Origin of the sequence: Mycobacterium sp. KBS0706 (assembly GCF_005938675.2) — a bacterium.
Lineage (GTDB): Bacteria > Pseudomonadota > Alphaproteobacteria > DSM-16000 > Inquilinaceae > Inquilinus.
In genome coordinates this window covers 1-2,274 of the sequence record NZ_VCCH02000243.1, presented here as the reverse complement: position 1 = coordinate 2,274, position 2,274 = coordinate 1, and the positions used below count along the sequence as shown (strand labels likewise).

Below are 2,274 nucleotides of genomic sequence, written 5' to 3'. Positions count from 1 at the left end.
TCGAGCCGGCGGAGACCGTCGCCGATCGCGAGCCCGCAGAGGCCTGGCCGCGGGCACCGGACGAGTCCGCCGCCGGCCGATCGATGCCGGAGCCGCCGAAACCGGACAGCAGCTGAACGCTGCGTCGGCGCGACCGCGTCGGTTGGGTTCGCATGGCGAACCCGACATCTCGCCGGTGCGCCATTGTTGGGTTCGCTTGCCGCGAACTCAACCTACGAATGACAAAACTGCCCGGCCTTCCACTCTCCCCTTGCGGGAGGAGAGGGAGGTCTGCGCGCGTCCGCGCGCAATCCCCCAAAAAACCTCGTCATCCCCGCGAAAGCGGGGATCTCGTCCCGCCCGACCGGAAAGGGATTCCCGCTTTCGCGGGAATGACGACCGAGAGGATGAAGAAGCGCGGCTGCCTCGCCCTCCCCGCCCTACCGCCCGAACAGCCGCGGATACTCGGTCTTGGCCAGCGCATCTCCCAACGTCCGGCGCTCGGCCTCGGTCAGGGGACGCAGCGGCGGGTGCGGCCGGCGCCAGGAAGGGTCGCCATGAATCTCGGCCAGCGTGTCCTTGACCGCCGCCACCAAAGTGACGGTGCTGAGCGCCGCCCGCACGGCGCCAGCGGCCGCCACCGCGGCTTCCGCCGCCGGGGTGCCGGCCTGATGCCAGGCGATCCGCGCCAAGGGGCCGGTGATGTTGGTGGTGGCCGAGATGCAGCCGGCGAAGCCCCGGTCCTTGGCCAGGCCCAGCGTCGCCTCGGAGCTCGGGAATACGGCGATGCCCGGCACCCGCTTCGCCAGATCGGTCGAATAGGCGATGTCGCCGGAGGAATCCTTCAGCCCGGCCAGGGTGCCCGGATGCCGTTCCGCCAGCGTCGCCACCACCTCGATCGGCCAGGGCACGCCGGTGCTCTGCGGGATGTGATAGAGGTAGAGACCCTCCGCCCCCGTCCGCTCGATCACCGCGTCGACGTAAGCGGCCAGGCTCTCATCGTCGATGCCTTTGTAGTAGAAGGGCGGCAGCAGCAGCGCCCCGGCGAAGCCCAGCGCCTTGGCCTCCGCGGTCAGCCGCACCGCATCCGCCAGCGCCGAGGCGCCGGTGCCGACCATGAAGCGGTGCATCGGCAGGCCGGATTCGGCCACCGCCCGCATCGCCGCCAGCCGCTGCTCGATCGAGAAGGACGTCGCCTCGCCCGTCGTGCCGAGCAGGTTGACCGCGTCGCAGCCGCCGTCGCCGAGCAGCCAGCGGCAATGCGCCACCAGCTTGGCATGGTCGATGGAGAGGTCGTCGCGCAGCGGCGTGGCGGCGGCGGCGATGACGCCGGACAGTCTCGGCATGGAAGAATCCCCGTTGGTTCAGCCGGCCTTCCGGCCCGGCACCAGGAAGTCGAAATCGCAGCCCTCATCGGCCTGCAGCACGCTGTCATGGAACAGCCTTGCATAGCCGCGATCCGGCGCCGGTCTCGGCGGCGGCGCCTCGGCCGCGCGGCGGGCCAGCTCGGCCTCGTCGACCAGCAGGTCCAGCCGCCGGCCGGCGGTGTCGAGCCGGATGCGGTCGCCGGTGCGGACCAGGGCCAAAGGCCCGCCACCCGCGGATTCCGGCGTGATGTGTAGCACGATGGTGCCGAAGGCGGTGCCGCTCATCCGTGCGTCGGACAGGCGGACCATGTCCTTCACCCCCTGCTGCGCCAGCTTGCGCGGGATCGGCAGGTAGCCGGCCTCCGGCATCCCGGGCGCGCCCTTCGGCCCGGCACTGCACAGCACCAGCACGTCGTCGGCCGCGACGTCGAGCGCCGGGTCGTCGATCCGCGCCGCCATGTCCTCGATCGAGTCGAACACCACCGCCCGGCCGGTGTGCTGCAGCAGCGCCGGCGTCGCCGCCGACTGCTTGATCACCGCGCCGCGCGGACACAGGTTGCCCTGCAGCACCGCCATCGCTCCTTGGGCCTTCAGTGGGTTCGACCGCGGCCGGATCACCGCTTCGTCGCGCCACTCGCCCGGCTTGGGCAGGGTGTCGGCCAGGGTGCCGCCGGCGACGGTCGGCACGGTCAGGTCCAGCAGGTCCTGCAGCTCCGCCAGCAGATGCGGCACGCCGCCGGCATGGTGGAAATGCTCCATGTAATGCGCGCCGGACGGCTTGAGGTCGATCAGCACCGGCGTCTCGCGGCCGATCCGGTCGAACGCGGCATAGTCGAGCGGCTGGCCGACGCGGCCGGCGATGGCGGCCAGGTGCACCAGCCCGTTGGTCGACCCGCCGACCGCCTGCAGCGCCACCATGGCGTTGCGG

2 protein-coding genes are annotated in these 2,274 nt (G+C 71.6%); both read right to left on the bottom strand.

From position 1 onward, the window contains the following. Positions 1 to 419: 419 nt before the first annotated feature. Complete coding sequence (locus FFK22_RS41505; RefSeq protein ID WP_138890188.1) at positions 420 to 1,325, bottom strand: dihydrodipicolinate synthase family protein; 906 nt, start codon at positions 1,323 to 1,325, stop codon at positions 420 to 422. Between the two features lie 18 nt (positions 1,326 to 1,343). After that, positions 1,344 to 2,274, bottom strand: a 931-nt coding sequence (locus FFK22_RS41500; protein WP_186002974.1) for a dihydroxy-acid dehydratase, incomplete at its 5' end; no start/stop codon positions are given.

Coding starts and splice junctions, on each gene's coding strand:
- FFK22_RS41505 (WP_138890188.1), bottom strand. CDS start 1,325: ATGCCGAGACTGTCCGGCGTCATCGCCGCCGCCGCCACGCCGCTGCGC.